The organism is Pantoea allii (assembly GCF_046529425.1).
Classification (GTDB): domain Bacteria; phylum Pseudomonadota; class Gammaproteobacteria; order Enterobacterales; family Enterobacteriaceae; genus Pantoea; species Pantoea allii.
Genome location: NZ_CP125958.1, coordinates 2,656,239 through 2,675,050, shown reverse-complemented (window position 1 = coordinate 2,675,050; position 18,812 = coordinate 2,656,239). Strand labels below are relative to the sequence as shown.

The 18,812-nt window shown below is 52.8% G+C and carries 18 protein-coding genes and 3 tRNA genes; 10 read left to right on the top strand and 11 right to left on the bottom strand.

Annotation, left to right across the window (positions count from 1 at the left end):
- Positions 1–10 precede the first annotated feature (10 nt).
- A complete protein-coding gene (locus QNH99_RS12630; RefSeq protein ID WP_063879385.1) occupies positions 11–415 on the bottom strand; it encodes a hypothetical protein in 405 nt (134 codons plus the stop codon).
- 389 nt (positions 416–804) lie between these two features.
- On the opposite strand from QNH99_RS12630, the gene sufA reads away from it, so the two are divergent.
- Genes sufA through QNH99_RS12595 form a run of 7 tightly spaced genes read left to right on the top strand, consistent with a single transcriptional unit; the run spans position 805 to position 7,404 of the window.
- Positions 805–1,179 (top strand): Fe-S cluster assembly scaffold SufA, encoded by a 375-nt coding sequence (gene sufA, locus QNH99_RS12625; RefSeq protein ID WP_063879386.1) that lies wholly within the window; start codon positions 805–807, stop codon positions 1,177–1,179.
- A gap of 7 nt (positions 1,180–1,186) precedes the next feature.
- On the top strand, positions 1,187–2,680 hold the full coding sequence (sufB, locus tag QNH99_RS12620; RefSeq protein WP_096012517.1) for a Fe-S cluster assembly protein SufB: 1,494 nt from the start codon (positions 1,187–1,189) through the stop codon (positions 2,678–2,680).
- Positions 2,681–2,726: 46 nt separating this feature from the next.
- Positions 2,727–3,473, top strand: coding sequence for a Fe-S cluster assembly ATPase SufC (sufC, locus tag QNH99_RS12615; protein WP_063879388.1), 747 nt, complete (start codon positions 2,727–2,729; stop codon positions 3,471–3,473).
- Positions 3,448–4,725 carry a Fe-S cluster assembly protein SufD gene (gene sufD / locus QNH99_RS12610; RefSeq protein WP_410516754.1) on the top strand — a complete coding sequence of 426 codons (1,278 nt, stop codon included), beginning with the start codon at positions 3,448–3,450 and terminating at the stop codon, positions 4,723–4,725. Before sufC ends, sufD begins: the two co-directional genes overlap by 26 nt.
- Entirely contained in the window at positions 4,725–5,948 is a 1,224-nt protein-coding gene (gene sufS / locus QNH99_RS12605; RefSeq protein ID WP_063881165.1) for a cysteine desulfurase SufS, read from the top strand. The genes sufD and sufS overlap by 1 nt, the downstream gene beginning before the upstream one ends.
- A gap of 21 nt (positions 5,949–5,969) precedes the next feature.
- Positions 5,970–6,386 (top strand): cysteine desulfuration protein SufE, encoded by a 417-nt coding sequence (sufE, locus tag QNH99_RS12600; protein WP_063879390.1) that lies wholly within the window; start codon positions 5,970–5,972, stop codon positions 6,384–6,386.
- A 55-nt stretch (positions 6,387–6,441) separates the two neighbouring features.
- Positions 6,442–7,404 carry a L,D-transpeptidase family protein gene (locus QNH99_RS12595; RefSeq protein WP_283356085.1) on the top strand — a complete coding sequence of 321 codons (963 nt, stop codon included), beginning with the start codon at positions 6,442–6,444 and terminating at the stop codon, positions 7,402–7,404.
- A 93-nt stretch (positions 7,405–7,497) separates the two neighbouring features.
- On the opposite strand, the gene QNH99_RS12590 is transcribed toward QNH99_RS12595, so the two are convergent.
- From QNH99_RS12590 to QNH99_RS12565, 6 genes are all read right to left on the bottom strand, one after another.
- The gene (locus QNH99_RS12590; protein WP_006118977.1) at positions 7,498–7,734 is read right to left on the bottom strand and encodes a major outer membrane lipoprotein; all 237 of its coding nucleotides are present in this window, start codon (positions 7,732–7,734) and stop codon (positions 7,498–7,500) included.
- A 306-nt stretch (positions 7,735–8,040) separates the two neighbouring features.
- On the bottom strand, positions 8,041–9,453 hold the full coding sequence (pykF, locus tag QNH99_RS12585) for a pyruvate kinase PykF (RefSeq protein ID WP_063879392.1): 1,413 nt from the start codon (positions 9,451–9,453) through the stop codon (positions 8,041–8,043).
- A gap of 344 nt (positions 9,454–9,797) precedes the next feature.
- Positions 9,798–9,874 (bottom strand) — tRNA-Val (locus tag QNH99_RS12580).
- Positions 9,875–9,884: 10 nt separating this feature from the next.
- Positions 9,885–9,961, bottom strand: a tRNA-Val gene (locus tag QNH99_RS12575).
- 3 nt (positions 9,962–9,964) lie between these two features.
- Positions 9,965–10,041 (bottom strand) — tRNA-Val (locus QNH99_RS12570).
- Between the two features lie 153 nt (positions 10,042–10,194).
- The gene (locus QNH99_RS12565) at positions 10,195–11,568 is read right to left on the bottom strand and encodes an MATE family efflux transporter (RefSeq protein ID WP_063879393.1); all 1,374 of its coding nucleotides are present in this window, start codon (positions 11,566–11,568) and stop codon (positions 10,195–10,197) included.
- 204 nt (positions 11,569–11,772) lie between these two features.
- On the opposite strand from QNH99_RS12565, the gene QNH99_RS12560 reads away from it, so the two are divergent.
- Complete coding sequence (locus QNH99_RS12560) at positions 11,773–12,444, top strand: riboflavin synthase subunit alpha (RefSeq protein ID WP_145393322.1); 672 nt, start codon at positions 11,773–11,775, stop codon at positions 12,442–12,444.
- 271 nt (positions 12,445–12,715) lie between these two features.
- Here QNH99_RS12560 and cfa read toward each other — a convergent pair whose 3' ends face one another.
- Both cfa and punC read right to left on the bottom strand, forming a co-directional pair.
- The gene (gene cfa, locus QNH99_RS12555; RefSeq protein ID WP_063879395.1) at positions 12,716–13,864 is read right to left on the bottom strand and encodes a cyclopropane fatty acyl phospholipid synthase; all 1,149 of its coding nucleotides are present in this window, start codon (positions 13,862–13,864) and stop codon (positions 12,716–12,718) included.
- A 284-nt stretch (positions 13,865–14,148) separates the two neighbouring features.
- Positions 14,149–15,351, bottom strand: a complete 1,203-nt coding sequence (gene punC, locus QNH99_RS12550) for a purine nucleoside transporter PunC (protein ID WP_410515407.1) — start codon at positions 15,349–15,351, stop codon at positions 14,149–14,151.
- 106 nt (positions 15,352–15,457) lie between these two features.
- Here punC and punR point away from each other — a divergent pair, with 106 nt between their 5' ends.
- Positions 15,458–16,363: a DNA-binding transcriptional activator PunR gene (gene punR / locus QNH99_RS12545; RefSeq protein ID WP_063879396.1), complete on the top strand. Its 906-nt coding sequence runs from the start codon at positions 15,458–15,460 to the stop codon at positions 16,361–16,363.
- Here punR and purR read toward each other — a convergent pair.
- Positions 16,360–17,385, bottom strand: a complete 1,026-nt coding sequence (purR, locus tag QNH99_RS12540; protein WP_063881167.1) for an HTH-type transcriptional repressor PurR — start codon at positions 17,383–17,385, stop codon at positions 16,360–16,362. The genes punR and purR overlap by 4 nt on opposite strands.
- 280 nt (positions 17,386–17,665) lie before the next feature.
- Here purR and QNH99_RS12535 point away from each other — a divergent pair, with 280 nt between their 5' ends.
- A complete protein-coding gene (locus tag QNH99_RS12535) occupies positions 17,666–17,755 on the top strand; it encodes a YnhF family membrane protein (protein WP_019105306.1) in 90 nt (29 codons plus the stop codon).
- 49 nt (positions 17,756–17,804) lie between these two features.
- Here QNH99_RS12535 and QNH99_RS12530 read toward each other — a convergent pair whose 3' ends face one another.
- The gene (locus QNH99_RS12530; RefSeq protein ID WP_410515406.1) at positions 17,805–18,626 is read right to left on the bottom strand and encodes a C40 family peptidase; all 822 of its coding nucleotides are present in this window, start codon (positions 18,624–18,626) and stop codon (positions 17,805–17,807) included.
- Between the last annotated feature and the right edge of the window lie 186 nt (positions 18,627–18,812).

Genomic DNA, 18,812 nt, shown 5'->3' with positions numbered 1-18,812 from the left:
GCAGGTTGGATTAGAATATCCAGCCTGCGTGACGGACAAATTCACGCTGCAACAGGGTGGCCTGTTCCCATTCACCGCAGCGGGCAAGCTGGTGGCACAGCTGCGTCAGAGACAGCCTTGCCAGTTGGTAAGCCTGAAGACGAAACAGGCGATCGCGGTCGGGGTTTTGCATTTCGTCCACCAGTCGGTGGTGAAGTTTGCCCATCGCATGCAGATAACTCTGGTCATCGCCATTTAGCTGGCAGATCTCTGCCATATCCAGGCAGGTATCATTAAACTGACGCAGTTGCTGAAGGGTACATTCAGCCCGGTTAAGTTTGGCCTGAGCCAGGTAGAAATCGACGGTGAGATCGCGTACCGAAAATCGGTATTCATCAAGTTTATGCTGAAGCCAGGCGGAAACGGATAACGACATAACGCGCCTCAATATTGAATGATAATGATTATCATATTCATCCGGAGCGGGATTGCAATCACCCGGGAAGAAATTTTTTTCGATTTATCTCACCTGTCGGTATAATCGGAAATAACAATCTGTTTACAAGCCAGAAAGGCGTAACCTATCAATAAGGGCGTTATCCTAAAGTGGTTATTTAAAAATTCACGAATTATTAACAGGTTACAGCACCGTATTTCGTCCAGCGCTTGCCTCTGCAAGCCTGCCTGAAACGGCTATGCTTAATAAATGCGCTGTCAAAAACAGCACCTTATGATTATCCCTGCAAAACAAGAGGTTGAAGTGATTTGTCAGATCACTACCATAGGGGGATAGCCTGAAAAGGTCCGGACTCAAGAGGTATCAACATGTCATCCGTGAATGCAGACTCTTTCTCACCCGACGATTATGTGTGGAAAGGGTTAACGCTGACTGAAACCGCAGCGAAACAAATTCTAAATCTGGCCGCAGAAAACCCAGAAGTCAAGGGCCTGCGTTTAGCAATTAAACAATCCGGCTGTGCCGGTTTTGGTTATGTGATGGATCTGGTGAAGCAGCCAGAAGATGATGATCTGCAGTTTTCCTACTACGGCGCAACGCTGTTTGTGCCGCTTCAGGCAATGCCATTTATCGATGGCACCGAAGTGGACTATGTCCGCGAAGGCCTGAATCAGATTTTTAAATTCAATAACCCTAAAGCTCAGCACGCCTGCGGGTGCGGTGAAAGCTTTGGCGTCGAGTAAGTGAAATATGTCACGACACAGCGAAACATCTGACGATGTACAAATGTGGGAAGGTAAGCTCAATTACAAAGAGGGCTTCTTTACCCAATTGCAAACCGAAGAATTTGCCAACGGCATCAATGAAGATGTGGTGCGGGCAATTTCGGCTAAGCGTAACGAGCCAGAGTGGATGCTGGAGTTTCGTCTTAAAGCCTTTCGTGCCTGGCTGGAAATGGAAGAGCCACACTGGCTGAAAGCCCATTACGAAAAGCTTGATTATCAGGATTACAGCTACTATTCCGCGCCATCGTGCGGAAACTGCGATGACACCTGCGCCTCCGAACCCGGCGCGACTCAGGCATCCGGTAGCGCACCTGCCAGTGATTATCTGACGCAGGAAGTTGAGAACGCGTTTAATCAGTTAGGCGTTCCGGTACGTGAAGGCAAAGAAGTGGCGGTTGACGCCATTTTTGACTCCGTCTCCGTGTCGACCACCTATCGTGGCAAGCTGGCAGAGCAGGGGATTATCTTCTGTTCGTTTGGCGAAGCCATCCACGATCATCCCGAACTGGTGAAAAAGTATCTGGGTACCGTGGTGCCACCCAACGACAACTTCTTTGCTGCACTGAACTCTGCCGTGGCGTCTGACGGTACCTTCGTCTACATCCCGAAAGGGGTGCGTTGCCCGATGGAGCTGTCGACCTATTTCCGTATCAACGCCGCGAAAACCGGTCAGTTTGAACGTACGATTCTGATTGCAGATGAAGACAGCTACGTCAGCTATATCGAAGGCTGCTCTGCGCCCGTGCGTGATACTTACCAGCTTCATGCGGCGGTGGTCGAGGTCATTATTCATAAGAACGCGGAAGTAAAATATTCCACCGTTCAGAACTGGTTCCCGGGTGGCGAAGGCGAGGGCGGTATTCTCAACTTCGTGACCAAGCGCGCGCTTTGCGAAGGTGACTACAGCAAAATGTCATGGACCCAGTCGGAAACCGGCTCGGCCATTACCTGGAAATACCCAAGCTGTATTCTGCGTGGCGATAACTCGGTGGGCGAATTTTACTCGGTGGCACTGACCAGCGGCCGCCAGCAGGCGGACACCGGTACCAAGATGATCCACATCGGCAAAAACACCAGGTCGACCATCATCTCTAAAGGTATCTCAGCCGGGAAAAGCCAGAACACCTACCGTGGCCTGGTGAAAATCATGCCCACGGCAACCAACGCACGTAACTTTACCCAGTGTGATTCCATGCTGATTGGCCCGGATTGCGGTGCGCATACGTTCCCGTATGTTGAAACCCGTAACAATACCGCCCAGCTGGAGCACGAAGCGACCACCTCACGTATCGGCGAAGATCAGATGTTCTACTGTCTGCAACGTGGCATCAGTGAAGAAGATGCTATCTCAATGATCGTGAACGGTTTCTGTAAAGACGTATTCTCTGAGCTGCCGCTGGAATTTGCAGTGGAAGCACAAAAACTGTTAGCCATCAGCCTTGAGCACAGTGTGGGCTGATTGACGCCGTCACACGCGTTGCCGGAAGCAATGTGAAGGAATAAGCATGTTAAGTATCAAAGATTTACAGGTTAGCGTTGAAGACAAAGCGATTTTACGTGGTCTGAACCTTGAGATTAAACCCGGTGAAGTTCACGCCATCATGGGACCAAACGGTTCGGGTAAAAGTACGCTGTCTGCGACCTTAGCCGGCCGTGAAGACTATGAAGTGACCGGCGGTTCAGTCACCTTTAAGGGCAAAGACCTGCTGGAGCTGGAACCTGAGGAACGTGCAGGCGAAGGCATCTTTATGGCTTTCCAGTACCCGGTTGAAATTCCCGGCGTCAGCAACCAGTTTTTCCTGCAGACCTCCGTGAATGCGGTGCGCAAATATCGTCAGCAGGACGAGCTGGATCGCTTTGATTTCCAGGACTTCATTGAAGAAAAAATTGATCTACTGCAGATGCCAGAAGATTTGCTGACGCGTTCCGTTAACGTTGGCTTCTCCGGTGGTGAGAAGAAGCGTAACGATATTCTGCAGATGGCCGCACTGGAACCCGATCTGTGCATTCTCGATGAAACCGACTCTGGTCTGGACATTGATGCCCTGAAAATCGTGGCCAACGGCGTAAACAGCCTGCGCAACGAAAAGCGTGCATTCATTATCGTGACGCACTACCAGCGTATTCTGGATTACATCAAGCCTGACTTCGTGCACGTGCTGTATCAGGGCAAAATCATAAAATCTGGCGACTTCTCGCTGGTGAAACAGTTGGAGGAGCAGGGCTATGGCTGGCTTACCGACGAAGAGTGATTCTGCGCTGCAACAGTGGCACCACCTGTTTGAATCACGCGGTGAAATGCGTTCAATGCAGGCTCAGCAACACTGGCAGCAGCTAATGCGTTTGGGTTTGCCCACCCGCAAACATGAAAACTGGAAATACACCCCGCTGGATGGCCTGCTGGCGCAGCACTTTGTGTTGCCCGACGCGCATGAACTCAGCGCCTCGCAGGTTGACGAACTGGCCCTGGCGCTGGATGCGATCCGTCTGGTGTTTGTTGACGGTAAATTCCAGCCTGCGCTGAGTACGCGTGATACTGAACTGTTTGAGATTCAGCACAGCGTAGCGGCCGAACGTCGTGATTTGCCTGCGGCTGTTCAGCCAGAAATTTTCCTGCATCTGACCGAAAGCCTGGCTGAAGAAGTGACCTGTATTCGCCTGGCGCGCGGAAAGGCAGCAGCACGTCCGCTATATCTGCTGCACATCACCAGCGGCAAAAACGACGGCATGAATACCGTGCATCATCGTCACCATCTGCAACTGGAAGAGAGCGCTGAAGCTGAAGTGATCGAGCACTTTGTGACGCTGAACGACAGCGCGCATTTTACCGGTGCCCGTTTTACGTTTGCCGTCGCGGACAATGCCAGGCTCAAGCACACCAAGCTGGCCTTTGAGAGCACCAAAAGCTATCACTTTGCCCATAACGACATCGTCATTAATCGTGATGCGCAAGTCACCAGTACCAGCTTCTTACTGGGTGCCGGCTTAAGCCGTCACAATACCAGTACGCAGCTCAATGGTGAAAATACTCAGCTGTCCCTGAACAGCCTGGTGCTGCCGGTGAATCAGGAAGTGGCGGATACCCGCACCTATCTTGAACACAACAAAGGCCACTGCCTGAGTCGTCAGATGCACAAAACCATCGTGCGTGATAAAGGGCGTGCCGTATTTAACGGCCATATCAAAGTGGCTCAACATGCACTGAAAACAGACGGACAGATGACCAATAACAACCTGTTATTAGGCCGTCTGGCAGAAGTCGACACCAAACCGCAGCTGGAAATTTATGCGGATGATGTGAAGTGCAGCCACGGCGCGACCGTGGGCCGTATTGATGACGAACAGATGTTCTATCTGCGCTCGCGCGGTATTGATCAGGACGCGGCGCAAACCATGATCATTCATGCCTTTGCTGCCGAGTTGACCGAAACGCTGGAAAACCCGGTGCTGCGACAGGCTGTGCTGCAGCGCATTGCGCAGCGCTTTCCAGGAGACGACTCATGATGCACTTCGATCTCGAGCGTATCAGGGCGGATTTCCCCGTTCTGAAGCGTGAGGTCAACGGTCATCCGCTGGCCTACCTTGACAGCGCGGCCAGCGCACAGCGCCCTTTGTCGGTCATCAATGCCGAAAGTCATTTTTACCAGCACGGCTATGCAGCCGTGCACCGTGGTATCCATACGCTCAGCCAGCAGGCGACCAGCGACATGGAAAACGTTCGCGAACAGGCGGCACGTTTTCTCAATGCATCGTCGTCGGAAGAGATCGTCTTTGTAAAGGGTACGACGGAAGGCATTAACCTGGTCGCGAACAGCTGGGGCGGCAGTCAGCTCCAGCCTGGTGATAATCTGATCATCACCCAGATGGAACACCACGCGAATATCGTGCCCTGGCAGATGGTGGCAGAGCGCTGTGGAGCAGAGATCCGGGTACTGCCGCTCACTGACAACGGTGAGCTGGCCCTGGCGCAATTGGCTGGATTAATTGACAGCCGCACCCGGCTGCTGGCGGTTACGCACGTTTCAAACGTGCTGGGCACCGTAAACCCGGTTAAAGCTATCGTTGCGCAGGCGAAGGCCGCTGGTCTGGTTACGCTCATTGATGGCGCTCAGGCCGTGATGCATGACAAGGTCGACGTGCAGGATATCGACTGCGACTTCTATGTCTTCTCCGCCCATAAGCTCTATGGCCCAAATGGTATTGGCGTGCTTTATGGTCGTAAGGCCCTTCTGGATGCGATGCCACCCTGGGAAGGCGGGGGATCGATGATTGGTGAAGTGCTGCTGCCCACAGGCACCACCTGGAATACCGCGCCCTGGCGTTTTGAAGCCGGTACGCCAAACACCGGCGGAATCATCGGGCTGGGTGCGGCGCTGGACTACGTGCAGGCGCTGGGTCTGGATACCATCCATCAGCGCGAAACGGCCCTGATGAACTATGCCCTTGATAAACTCTCATCCGTGCCTGATATTCAGATATACGGTCCGCAGCAGCGCGCAGGCGTGATTGCCTTTAACCTTGGCAAACACCACGCGTTTGACGTCGGCAGCTTCCTTGATCAGTACGGTATTGCGATTCGTACCGGACATCATTGTGCTATGCCGCTACTGCGCCACTATCAGGTCCCGGCGATGTGCCGCGCGTCGTTCACCTTTTATAACAGTGAAGAAGAGGTCGATCGCCTGGCGGCTGGGTTGACGCGTATTCATCGTCTGCTGGGCGGTTGAGCAGAGTAAACGGAGTGATTAATGGCGACGTTGCCAGAAAAAGAGAAACTGGTGCGCAACTTCAATCGTTGCGCCAACTGGGAAGAGAAGTATCTGTACATCATTGAGTTGGGTGCCAAACTCCCGGAATCATCTGAAACACTGCACCAGCCTGAACATGCCATTACCGGCTGTCAGAGCCAGGTGTGGATCAAAATGACGCCGCAGGCAGATGGCACCATTGGCTTTGAAGGTGACAGTGATGCAGCTATTGTTAAGGGATTGATAGCTATCGTATTTAGTCTCTATCAAAATCTGCAACCCGCTGAGATCGTGGCACTGGATGTTCGCCACTGGTTCGGCGAACTGGCCCTTGTTCAGCACCTCACGCCAACGCGTTCGCAGGGGCTGGAAGCGATGATTAAGGCAATTCGCCATACCGCTCAGAACCTCAGCTAAGATACACTCCAAAGACGCCATCCGGCGTCTTTTTACTATCTGACGAGAAAACCGCATGAAACCTGCTTTGTGTTTAGCTGGTGCATTGCTGCTGACCTGTTTTGGGCTCTCTGCACCCGTTTTTGCCACGGAATACCCGTTACCGCCACCTGACAGTCGCCTGATAGGTGAAAATGTCCTGACGCAGGTGCCGGATAACAAACGCCCGCTGGAAGACATTGCTGCGCGCTACCAGGTGGGCTTGCTGGGGATGTTAGAAGCGAATCCCGGCACCGATCCCTGGTTACCGAAGCCGGGCACCCAACTCACCGTTCCGCTACAAATGATTTTGCCGGATACGCCGCGCGAAGGCATCGTGGTTAACATGGCCGAATTGCGTTTGTACTACTATCCGAAAGGCGAAAACAAAGTCATCGTGTATCCCATTGGCATTGGCCAGTTAGGGATAATGACGCCCATCATGGTGACCAGTATCAGTCAGAAAATCCCCAATCCCACCTGGACGCCAACGGCGAATATCCGCAAGCGTTACGCCAAAGAGGGCATCACGCTGCCCGCCGTGTTCCCGGCTGGCCCGGATAACCCTATGGGGCTGCATGCGCTGCGTATGGCCCGTGGTACGGGGCAGTACCTTATCCACGGCACCAACGCGAACTTTGGTATCGGTATGCGCGTGAGTTCAGGATGCATTCGCTTACGTACTGAGGATATCGAGGCGCTCTATAATGCAGTGCCGGTTGGCACGCGGGTACAAATTATCAATCAGCCGGTGAAATACAGCGTTGAACCTGATGGTAAACGCTATGTCGAAGTGCATCAGCCGCTGTCGCACAGTGAGAAGGATGATCCGCAAACCGCGCCAATCGCGCTCAATGGTGGCTTCAGGACGTTTATGAAAAGCGAGCAGAGTGACGGGGCATTGATCAAAGCCACCCTGACGCGTCGCTCAGGGATGCCTGTACTGGTCAGTGCGGGAGAGCCGGTGCAGAATGAGGCTGCGGTCTTATCGTCGCCCTGAGACGGCGGGAGAGGGGAGCGCGCGAGCCTTGACCGCTGAATAGCAGGCAAAAAAAATGGTGCCACAAGGGCACCATTTTTAAAACCAGAACTCTTACTTACGGTAAGAGTGAGCCTGGTTGTCCAGACGCTGGTTAGCGCGAGCTGCGTCGTCTTTAGCAGCCTGAACGTCAGAACGCACTGCGTTCACGTCGTTGCTCAGCTGGTCAACTTTAGCGTTCAGAGTCTGAACGTCTGAAGACAGCTGGTCGATTTTAGCGTTGCTTGAGCAACCAGCCAGCAGAGTTGAACCCAGAATTACCGCGCCCAGTACCAGTTTAGTACGATTCATTATTTATACCCTCTAGATTGAGTTAATCTCCATGTAGCGTTACAAGTATTACACAAAGCTTTTTAACTTGAGAATAATTTTTTGATAAGAACATGCTTAAACATGATCGTTCGCTCAAAGAAACAGCGAATTGAAGAGGAACGTAAAAAAATTTAGCTAAAACAGAGAGATTTAATCGGATTAACCTTAATTTTAAGGGCATTTTTATTGTGACTTTAGGCTGAGGTTTTCCAGAATCGTAATTGTTTAGCCAATAAAAAAGCGCCTTTTAAGGCGCTTTTTAAAAAAGAGGCGTTAAATGCGCTATTACAGAACGTGCACCGACGCCGTATTGGTGGTTCCGCTTGGGACCAGCGCACCGGAAACCAGCACCACAACATCACCTTTCTGAGCGAAACCGCTTTCCAGCGCCGCTTGTTTACCCAGATGATAGAAATCATCGGTAGAGGCGATTTCGCTGACCATACGTGTCTCAATACCTTTGCTCAGAATCAACTGGCGGGCGGTGGTGGCATTAGTCGTCAATGCCAGGATGGTTGCGTTCGGGAAGTACTTACGCACGGCCTTGGCTGATTTACCGCCTTCCGTTGCGACGACAATCAGGGGCGCTTCCAGTTTTTCCGCTGTCTCAACGGCACCACGGCAGACAGCTTCAGTAATGCGCAGCTTACGGCTGTCATTCTGACCGTCGATACGCGGCTTCATCACACGATCGGTGCGTTCACAGATAGTGGCCATAATCGTTACCGATTCCAGCGGATAGCGACCTTTAGCACTCTCTCCGGAAAGCATAACGGCATCAGTACCATCAAGGATGGCGTTAGCCACGTCGCCGGCTTCAGCGCGGGTTGGACGTGGGTTCTTAATCATCGAATCCAACATCTGTGTCGCGGTGATCACGACTTTACGGGCCTTATTACATTTTTTGATCATCATCTTCTGCGCGAAGATCACTTCTTCAACCGGGATTTCCACGCCCAGATCGCCACGCGCAACCATGATGCCGTCAGAGGCTTCGAGGATTTCATCGAAGTTATTCAGGCCTTCCTGGTTTTCAATCTTAGAGATGATTTGAATGTGTTCGCCGCCGTGCTGCTTCAGGTGCTCACGGATTTCCAGCACGTCTGAACGTTTACGGATGAACGACGCCGCGACAAAATCAACACCTTGCTCGCAACCAAAAATCAGGTCGCGTTTGTCTTTTTCCGCCAGCGCAGGCAACTGAATAGAAACGCCAGGCAGGTTAACGCCTTTGTTTTCGCCCAGATCGCCGTTGTTGAGGACTTCACAGACGACGCTGTTCTCAGTGACTTCGGTGACCTGCATGCCAATCAGACCATCATCGACCAGCACGGTGTTACCGATTTTGAGATCGTTGGCAAAACCTGAGTAGGTAACGGCAACGCGCTCGCTGTTACCAATCACGCTCTGGTCGGTAGTAAAGGTAAAGGTTTGACCGGCTTTCAGGGACACATCGTTGCCACCTTCCAGCTTCATGGTACGGATTTCCGGGCCTTTCGTATCCAACAGAATAGCCGCAGGAATACCGGTTTTTTTCGTCACGGCACGCATGTTAGTAATACGCTGGCCGTGTTCTGCATAGTCACCGTGAGAGAAGTTAAGACGCATAACGTTCATGCCTGCTTCAAGCAGCTGGGTCAGCATCTCTTCGGATTCGGTTTTTGGGCCGATAGTACAAACGATCTTAGTCTTTTTCATGACGGGTTATCTGTAAGTTGTGATGGATGAGAAACAGGATTTCGATGACAGCGCACCGAAATGAGAACTCTGGTTGAAAGCGATAAGGGCGGTACAAGATAAGAATAGGTGACGAAGGCCAGGCGTGCAGGGAAGTTGCGTGGTTAGCCGGGTTAACCACCGTGACGTTGTTGCGCAAACAATCTTAGTTATCGTCATAAGCACGTAGTCGCTGAAACCTTTCAAGTAAACAACGCCGCCAGTATAATCACTAAGTATGCGAAAACCAATCGAAAAACAGTCACTAAAGGTAATGTAAATCAAGAAAGGGGTTGTTGTGCAAAAGAAGAAAGGACGTAAAAGAGTGGTGCGCTCTAATGGACTCGAACCATCGACCCCCACCATGTCAAGGTGGTGCTCTAACCAACTGAGCTAAGAGCGCATATCAAATTTGGTGCGTCCGAGTGGACTCGAACCACCGACCCCCACCATGTCAAGGTGGTGCTCTAACCAACTGAGCTACGGACGCACTTGGTGCGCTCTAATGGACTCGAACCATCGACCCCCACCATGTCAAGGTGGTGCTCTAACCAACTGAGCTAAGAGCGCAACATGCTGTCAGGGCGACAGCGGGGACGAATATTAACGGCAGCGTAAGAGGCTGGCAAGGAGAAAAATACAAATTTGCCAATGAATGAACATCATCTGCACGATGCGCCGTTTTTTTGAACGTAACGGGCCTTTTCCGGCCCGTTCAGTCAGTTAGCGAGACGCGCGTGTCAGGATCAACGCCGCAGGTAATTGCTGTAAACGTCGTACCCGCCACAGCATCATCACGGCGGCCGAGGTCAGGCCAACGATAAACCCGCACCAGAACCCCGCCGGCCCCATGCGCGGGACAACCCAGTCGGTCAACGCCAGGATGTAACCCGACGGCAGACCCAGCAGCCAGTAGGCAATAAAGGTGATAAAGAAAATCGAACGGGTATCTTTATAACCACGTAAAATCCCGCTGCCAATGACCTGAATAGAATCTGAAATCTGATAAATGGCCGCCAGCAGCATGAGTTGCGCAGCCAGCGTCACCACGGCGGGATTGTCGTTGTAAAGCAGGGCGATTTGATGGCGAAACGTTACGGTAAAGATCGCCGTGATTACCGCCATGCCGACACCGACGCCTTGCGCGGTCCAGGCCGCCACGCGCGCCTGCTCTGTCGAACCCTGCCCAAGACGATAACCCACGCGAATGGTGGCCGCCACGCCCAACGACAGCGGCAGCACGAACATCAGCGAGCTAAAGTTCAGGGCAATCTGGTGCCCGGCAACATTAACAATGCCCAGCGGCGACACTAACAGCGCCACCACAGCAAACAGGGTCACTTCAAAAAACAGTGCCAGGGCGACCGGCAAACCTAACCCTGTAAGACGTTGCAGGATAGCGCGTGAGGGTGCGGACCAGCGGCTCTCCACGCGGATGTCCCGCATGCTGCGCATCCGTCGTACCCAGAAGCGCATACAGAAAAACATCGCCCAGTAGACCGAAGCGGTTGCTACGCCACAGCCCACGCCGCCCAGTGCCGGCATGCCGAAGTGACCGTAGATAAAGATATAGTTCAGCGGGATATTCAGCATCAGCCCAAGAAAACCCAGCACCATAGCGGGTTTGGTTTTGGATAGCCCTTCGCACTGGTTACGCATGACCTGGAAAAACAGGTAACCCGGCGCACCAAACAGCAGGGCATGCAGATAGCCTTCGGCTTTCTCCGCCAGTAGCGGATCGATGTCATGCATGGAGCGGATAAAATACCCGGCGTTCCACAGCACCAGCATGATGAGCAGCGAGAGGAAAAACGCCAGCCAAAAGCCCTGACGAAGCTGTTCAGCGATTCGCTCGCGGCGACCTGAACCATTGAGTTGCGCAATGGTGGGCGTCAATGCCAGTAAAACACCATGACCAAACAGGATGGCGGGAAGCCAAATGGACGTGCCAACAGCGACGGCGGCCATATCCGTGGCGCTGACTGCGCCGGCCATAATGGTATCTACAAATCCCATCGCGGTTTGCGCCACCTGAGCCAGGATAACGGGGATCGCGAGGGCCAGCAATTGACGCGCTTCTGTTAAATACTTCTGCACGTAAACACCTGACTTGTCTGATTAATAAAGAAATGAGGAATGCTTCAGCGGAAGCAAGCCCTAGTGTAACTGGCGCGACTGATTTCTCCAATCTTTGTCACGCAATGCGGTTTCATCCTTTGCGGCCTGTCACTCAGGCTGTTGAAACCTAACACTTAAGCAGGGCTGTGGTAAACTGACACAAACTTCGCAGAGGCAAAGACTATGTTTACCGGTATTGTGCAGGGCACCGCAGAAATCGTGTCCATTGAAGATAAAGGTCTGTTCCGTACTCACGTTGTGAGACTTCCCGCCGAACTGCTGCCGGGCTTAGCGTTGGGCGCATCCGTCGCCCATAACGGCTGCTGTCTGACCGTAACCGACATTAATGGCGATCGGGTTAGTTTTGATCTGATTAAAGAAACATTGCGCGTGACCAATCTTGGCGACCTGGGTCAGGGCGATGTGGTGAATATCGAGCGTGCGGCTAAATTTAGCGATGAAATCGGGGGACACCTGATGTCCGGTCATATCATGACCACGGCCGAAATCTGCAAAATTATCCGTTCTGAAAACAACCGTGAAATCTGGTTTAAAATCCAGGATGCCGCGCAGATGAAGTACATCCTGCACAAGGGATTTGTGGGCATTGATGGCATCAGCCTGACCGTGGGTGATGTGACGAAAACCAAATTCTGCGTTCATTTGATTCCCGAGACACTGGAGCGAACAACGCTGGGTGCCAAAACTTTCGGCGACCGGGTCAATATCGAAATCGATCCTCATACCCAGGCGATAGTCGATACGGTTGAACGTGTTCTGGCGCAGCGTGAAAACGCCGCAGTGAAGGCGCTGGCCGATCAGGCCGATCAGCCCGACGAGGAACGGGATGAATAGCAGCCGCTAAGCCGTTTGCGACATACGGCCAGTGACCCGATGATGAACTGTCAAAAGCCGTCTTTCGGGACGGCTCACTTATGGACATGCCAACCATAAGGCGGTGCCGGGAGACGGAAACTTTACCGTCGCCCGGCAGCAGTTTGTTGTCGCCGTCGTCCTTAACGCAATGGATGAGGCACCCGGTAAACCGATCAACAGGTATGACCGGGCCGCTCGCGGCACTTGCCCACAACCTCACCGCATTCGCCGCAGTCCGCCTTTATCGGTCCTAGCGGGCAACACGCAATCCGCCCTCGACGCCACGACTAAACACGATCTGCCAGAGCTGAATCTCACGCGCGCGAAACGCCCCCGCGCAGGCGTTCAGGTAATACGAGAACATCCGCCGGAAACGTTCTTCATAGCGTTCAGCCAGCGCTGGCCAGGCGCGCTGGAAACGTTCATGCCAGGCCATCAGGGTTGTGTCGTAGTCGACGCCAAAGTTATGCCAGTCTTCCATGATAAAATGCGGTTCGCTGACGTCGGCGATATGGCGCAAAGAAGGCAGGCAGCCGTTAGGGAAAATATACTTCCCGATCCACGGGTCAACATGCATATCGGTTTTGATCGCGCCAATCGTGTGCAGCAGGAAGATGCCGTCAGGTTTAAGGTTGCGATCGACCGTTGCAAAATAGGTGGGATAATTTTTCGGGCCGACATGTTCGAACATGCCCACCGACACGATGCGGTCAAACTGTTGATTTAAATCCCGATAATCCTGCAGCAGGATGGTAACATCCAACCCTTCACAGCGCTGTTGCGCCAGCTTTTGCTGCTCTGCAGAAATGGTCACGCCCTGTACGCTGACGCCATAATTTTTCGCCGCAAAGGCCGCCAGACCGCCCCAGCCACAGCCAATATCCAGCAGCGTCATACCGGGTTTCAACGCCAGCTTGCGGCAAATCATATCCAGTTTTGCTTCCTGCGCCGCTTCAAGCGTGGTGGCGTCTTTCCAGTAGCCGCAGGAATATTGCATGTAGGGATCGAGCATCAGGGTAAAAAGATCGTTACCAAGGTCATAATGGGCTTTGCCCACCTGCCAGGCACGTTTTTTTGACTGCAGGTTAATCAGACGCGCCAGCGCAATGCGGGCGATATCCTGGATGTGATGGGGGAGCTGTTCATCCAGTTTATGTTTCAGCGCCCGATGAAAAAACATATCCAGCCGTTCGCACTCCCACCAGCCATCCATATAACTCTCGCCCAGCCCGAGAGAGCCTTTTTGCAGGACGCGTTTGAAAAAATCGGGATGTTTAACCTGAATATCCCACGGACGAGAACCGTTAATGTCGATATCTGCTTTTTGCAGTAACTCATGAACGATGCGGTACCAATGGTTTCGTTCAATATCCACTTCTGCTACACATGATGAACTCATAGCCACTCCATCACCAGAACTGTCAGAACCTGAGGAAAAGCAGGAGCCGTTTCTCAGGGTTATGAGAAAAGTCACAGATGACGCCTTGCGCCAGACAACAAAAGAGTACAGAGAAATGACATCAAGCCGATGTCCGCACAGGGCATTGCCCACACCGACACCGTCACAGCAACGACGCTGCGATTCACTATTTATTATGATGATACTGCGAGTCAGGGCCCGGCACAGGAGGCGCTGGCGGGCCCATCACGTGTTGATCACTGCGACGACAGAAAGTCGTTGCCTCAGTGATTATCCTGGCAGGGATGCGCCGCGGAGGCAATATCAGTTTGTGCGCAGACGCGACGCTGGAACTGATAGCCCATCAGCGCCAGTATAATCGTTATCGCCATAATGAGCGTGGTGGTCAACAGCGCGTGGCTCAGTCCCGCCGATACGGCCAGGCTGGCGACAAAACACAGGCCAAGCTGCAATGTGTTTTGCAGGGCGGCGGCTTTGCCAGTGGCATGCGGGAACGGGAGAAGGGCACTGGACACCACGATGGGATAAATCGCGCCATTAGCCAGTGCCATGCCGCAAAACGGCACCAGCAAAGCGGCCAGCGAAACGCTGCCTGATAGTGCGACGGCGAACAGCGCCAGCACGCTCAGGCTGTAGACGAGCAGCAGCCACGGCAGTAGCCGAGCGCCGTTAAAACGGTTAAGCAGCGCGCGGCAGCCAAAACCACCGATTAAAAAGGCAATCGTCTGTGGGATGTAACTTAAGCCAATATCGGCGGGCGACAGGCCAATATCCGCCAGGATAAACGGCGATCCGGTCAGCCAGGCAAAAAAACTGGCGGAACAGGCTGAATAGATCAGCACGTTGCCGCTATAGGCGCGTGAACGCAGCAGCGTGATAAACCCGGGCTGTGAGGGTGTTGAACGGCTTGTTTTTTGCACCGAAGGCAGGCGCAGCGTAATTATAATCAGGGCTGCCGCGATAAAGGTCAGCACAACGAAAATCGAACGCCAGTGAAAATGACCAATCAGCCAGGCACCCAGCAAAGGGGCCAACGCAGGAGACAGCGCGACCAGCGGCATAATGGTGGCAAAGACTTTATTGGCACGGGACGGAGGATAGCGATCGACCACCAGTGCCTGCCAACTGACGGCGGCCGCGCAGACGCCGATGGCCTGGATAAAGCGCAGCACCAGCATCAGCACCACATCCTCCACCCACAGCATCCCTGCGCAACCCAGGGCAAACAAGCTCAGACCGGCAAGCAATACCGGCTTACGCCCAATACGGTCAGACAGCGGGCCCCATACCAGTTGACCGCAGGCAAAACCCGCCAGAAACAGGCTCATGCTGGCGCTGATCATACCCGCTGAGGTGTTGAAACTTTGCTGCATAGCCCCGAAGGCAGGCAGATACATGTCGGTCGCCAGAAAGCCCAGCATACTGAGCACGGCAAGATAGGGAATGAATCCTTTTGAAGCTGACATCTGATTCTCTTTTTTGCAGGATAAACGCGGGGAGTGTAAAAGCTGTACTTCATGCTGTGAAACGGTAAAATTTGCCTGTTGCTGTTAAAAAATTTGAAGGCAGAATATGTGGTCTGAATATGCGCTTGAAGTGGTCGATGCTGTCGCGCGCGGTGGCAGTTTCAGTGCCGCCGCACAGGAGTTGCACCGTGTGCCTTCTGCTATCAGCTATACCGTCCGTCAGCTTGAAACCTGGCTGGCCGTGCCGCTGTTTGAACGTCAGCACCGTGAGGTGGTTTTAACCCCTGCGGGAGAACATTTTGTGCGCGAAGGGCGCAGCGTCATCAAAAAAATGGATGCCACCCGGCGACAGTGTCAGCAGTTAGCCAATGGCTGGCGTGGTCAGATAGGCATAGCCGTGGACTGTATTGTCAAACCGCAGCGGACCCGGCAATTTGTCAGGGATTTCTATCGCCACTTTCCCGATATGGAGCTGCACATCAGTTATGAAGTGTTTAACGGTGTCTGGGATGCGTTGGCAGACGGACGGGTTGATGTGGCGATAGGGGCAACGCAGGCTATTCCGGTGGGCGGTCGGTTTGCGTTTCGCGATATGGGCACCCTGAACTGGCGCTGTATTGTCGCGCGACAGCATCCGTTAACCCAGGTGAGCAGACTGGATGATGATGCGTTGCGCAACTGGCCGTCGCTGGTGCTGGAAGACACCTCGCGTGCTTTACCGCGCCGCATGACCTGGGCGCTGGATAATCAACGTCGGCTGGTGGTGCCTGAATGGCAGACCGGGCTGGACTGCGTCCGTGCCGGACTCTGCGTGGCGATGGTGCCCGGGCATTTAGCCCGTCCGCTGCTGGATAGCGGCGAGGTGAGCGAACTTGCCTTGCCTCAGGCTTTTCCTGAAAGCCCTTGCTGCGTCAGCTGGGCGGAAGATCGCGCATCACCGGCATTGGGCTGGCTTCTCAATTACCTGGGTGATGCGCAAACGCTAAATCAGGAGTGGTTAAGCGAGGATTAACGACGGTAATCGCGGTAAGGGCCATAGCCCACAGAGCGTCGCTCAATCAGCGTCGGGTGGACTTCGATAGTTTGTGACTCTTCGCGCTTGCTGGTGATGCGGTCCAGCAGCATCTCCAGCGCTTTCTCGCCTAACTGCGCTTTGGGCTGATGTACGGTTGTCAGTGCGGGCGTGAAGTAGCGCGCATTGCGCACGTTGTCGTAACCAATCACCGAAATATCCTGGGGAACGCGCAGGCCCATTTCATCTGCCGCACAGATAGCGCCCATGGCCATAATATCGCCTCCGCAGAAGACGGCACTGGGCCGTTGTTTTTGCGACAGGATTTGCTGCATAGCCTGATAACCGGATTCTGGTTCAAAGTCACCCTGCACAATCCATTCTGAGCGGGGCTGAATACCAGCTTCTTCCAGCGCCTTAAGGAAACCCGCATGACGACCGCCGCCGGTATTACGCTCCATCTGCCCCGGAATCGCGCCAATGTCACGATGCCCGCGCTCAATCAAATAGCGACCGGCCAGGTAGCCGCCCTGAAAAGCGTTATCCAGTACGGTATCGGTAAAGTCGGCACGTGATTCGCCCCAGTCCATGACCACCATAGGAATATTGCGGTTGGCTTCCAGCATTTGCAGCAAATCATCCGGATACTCCGAACACATCACCAGCAGCCCATCAACGCGTTTTTGCGCCATCATCGACAGATAGGCGCGCTGTTTTTGCAGGTCGTTATGCGCGTTACCCAGAATCAGGGTATAGCCTTTTTCAAAGCAGTGATTCTCAACGGCTTCGATAATTTCGGCGAAGTAGGGCGCTTCGCTGGACGTCGCTAACAAGCCCAGCGTTTTGGTGTGATTCACCTTCAGGCTGCGTGCCACGGCGCTTGGCGAATAATGTAATTCCCGAATCGCTTCCCATACTGCTTCGCGAGTATTTTCCGCAACAAAGCGGGTTTTATTAATCACGTGAGAAACGGTTGTGGTGGATACACCTGCGCGTTTCGCCACATCTTTAATTGTTGCCATGAAAATCAAACTCCCGGGCTTACCTAACATGTTGATAAGCATGTTGTTAAACGTTTGCGTCAGCGGACGGTTATTTCTGCAAAAAAAGCGTTTTTCTGGCCGGTAATGGGATATCGGGGCAGGAAATAACGTCTGAAAAAAGTGCTGGTGCAACCGATGTTGCGCGCTGTTGCGCAACAAAGGGGGGATTCTAACAAGGCTGCACGGATAAAACGAGATTTTTACCCGCGCGTATGGGAAAATCCCTTAACCCTACAAAAAGCATGGCTAAGGAGTTGTGATGAGTACCGATTTGAAACTGTCATTAATGACAACGGCAGCAGCACTGTTGATGATTATCGCGTTTAGCTTTACCGCTATTCTGAACTAATAAAAAAGCCGGGAAGGTTTCCCTTTCCCGGCTTTTTAAATAATGACGTTTAGCGAACGGTTTTTGGCGTCATAACCCGACGCGCACCAATGTAGTGGCGCTGCCAATAATCTTCGCTTAACGCACTGATTTGAATATCTTTACCGGTACGCGGTGACTGAATAAATTTACCGTTGCCCAGGTAAACCCCAACGTGATCGGCGGTGCCTCGTCCATTAATGCGGAAGAACACCAGATCGCCTTTCTCCAGCGCTTCACGATTCACCGGCGCAGCATCACGCAGATGGTACATTTCGTTAGCGGTACGTGGGATTTTAAACTTCACGACATCTTTGTACGCGTACCAGACCAGGCCGCTGCAATCAAAACCGGTATGGGGTGATTTACCGCCCCACTGATAGCGCTTACCCAGTTGGCCCATCAGCTTCGCCATCGCGGTTTCACGCGCTTTTTGATAACGCTGGCGGTGTGCACTGCTCATTTTGATGGTGCCGGTTTCTTTGCTGTCGGCACTGGCCACTTTCACCGCACGTTGATGACCGTAACGTTTTTTACTGGTGGCGTTGGCCGCGACTTTCTTCGTTAGCGCCTTACGTGAACTCGCTGTTTTGGTGAGGGTTTTATGAGAGTGAACCGTGTGAGTGGCATTTTTACTGGTTTTAAGTGTTTTACTGGCTTTTTGCACTGTAGAGGGACGGCTCTTTTTCGCCGAGGCTTTAACCGTGCGTCGTTTGCGCCGCTCATCTTCGCGCGCACTTTTTTTCTCTACCTTATGCAAGCTGGCCTTAACCGGCGCCTGCGGTGATGCCGCGGCGACATTAAAGAACAGTTGCGCAAAAGCCAGAATAAGAAGCGTAATAATTGAACGCATAGTCCGTTTACTGGTTAAGCTGTCAGATCCAACAGGTGTCTGACAAGGGTAAGAAAAATCTGATCAAGGATCAGTGCCGAAGACATTCTAGTCCAGTTTTTTTTAAAACAGTAAGTCCTTTTTTTATTAATTAATGACTTGGGTAAAAATCAGGCATAAATAAGCAATTTCAGTAGCTTAAGTCAG

Coding starts and splice junctions, on each gene's coding strand:
- QNH99_RS12535 (WP_019105306.1), top strand. CDS start 17,666: ATGAGTACCGATTTGAAACTGTCATTAATGACAACGGCAGCAGCACTG.
- sufS (WP_063881165.1), top strand. CDS start 4,725: ATGCACTTCGATCTCGAGCGTATCAGGGCGGATTTCCCCGTTCTGAAG.
- QNH99_RS12595 (WP_283356085.1), top strand. CDS start 6,442: ATGAAACCTGCTTTGTGTTTAGCTGGTGCATTGCTGCTGACCTGTTTT.
- punR (WP_063879396.1), top strand. CDS start 15,458: ATGTGGTCTGAATATGCGCTTGAAGTGGTCGATGCTGTCGCGCGCGGT.
- QNH99_RS12630 (WP_063879385.1), bottom strand. CDS start 415: ATGTCGTTATCCGTTTCCGCCTGGCTTCAGCATAAACTTGATGAATAC.
- QNH99_RS12530 (WP_410515406.1), bottom strand. CDS start 18,626: ATGCGTTCAATTATTACGCTTCTTATTCTGGCTTTTGCGCAACTGTTC.
- punC (WP_410515407.1), bottom strand. CDS start 15,351: ATGTCAGCTTCAAAAGGATTCATTCCCTATCTTGCCGTGCTCAGTATG.
- sufE (WP_063879390.1), top strand. CDS start 5,970: ATGGCGACGTTGCCAGAAAAAGAGAAACTGGTGCGCAACTTCAATCGT.
- purR (WP_063881167.1), bottom strand. CDS start 17,385: ATGGCAACAATTAAAGATGTGGCGAAACGCGCAGGTGTATCCACCACA.
- sufD (WP_410516754.1), top strand. CDS start 3,448: ATGGCTGGCTTACCGACGAAGAGTGATTCTGCGCTGCAACAGTGGCAC.
- QNH99_RS12590 (WP_006118977.1), bottom strand. CDS start 7,734: ATGAATCGTACTAAACTGGTACTGGGCGCGGTAATTCTGGGTTCAACT.
- pykF (WP_063879392.1), bottom strand. CDS start 9,453: ATGAAAAAGACTAAGATCGTTTGTACTATCGGCCCAAAAACCGAATCC.
- QNH99_RS12560 (WP_145393322.1), top strand. CDS start 11,773: ATGTTTACCGGTATTGTGCAGGGCACCGCAGAAATCGTGTCCATTGAA.
- sufB (WP_096012517.1), top strand. CDS start 1,187: ATGTCACGACACAGCGAAACATCTGACGATGTACAAATGTGGGAAGGT.
- sufA (WP_063879386.1), top strand. CDS start 805: ATGTCATCCGTGAATGCAGACTCTTTCTCACCCGACGATTATGTGTGG.
- sufC (WP_063879388.1), top strand. CDS start 2,727: ATGTTAAGTATCAAAGATTTACAGGTTAGCGTTGAAGACAAAGCGATT.
- cfa (WP_063879395.1), bottom strand. CDS start 13,864: ATGAGTTCATCATGTGTAGCAGAAGTGGATATTGAACGAAACCATTGG.